Annotated in this window: 1 pseudogene; it reads right to left on the reverse strand. The window is 62.2% G+C overall.

What is annotated here, in order from left to right:
• Nucleotides 1-238: pseudogene (locus SB822_RS60725) on the reverse strand (tannase/feruloyl esterase family alpha/beta hydrolase); the annotation flags it as partial.

Below are 238 nucleotides of genomic sequence, written 5' to 3' on the forward strand. Positions count from 1 at the left end.
TTGAGCGCGGGACGGTTCACCACAATGCCGTCGTAGTCCTGCGGCCAGCGCTGCGCTTCGCTCAGACCATCGCGTCCACCCGTCGAACTGCCGAAGAAATAGACCTTGCCGGGCGCGCTCGCGTAGCGCTTTTTGATCAGCGCCATGGCGACGTCGTGTGTCTTCTTGAGGCTCAAGCCGCCGTAGTTCGCAAGCGACTAGTCGTTGGCGGCGAACTTGCCGTCCGTAATGCTCGAGC

Origin of the sequence: Paraburkholderia sp. SIMBA_054 (assembly GCF_046534875.1) — a bacterium.
Taxonomy (GTDB): domain Bacteria; phylum Pseudomonadota; class Gammaproteobacteria; order Burkholderiales; family Burkholderiaceae; genus Paraburkholderia; species Paraburkholderia hospita.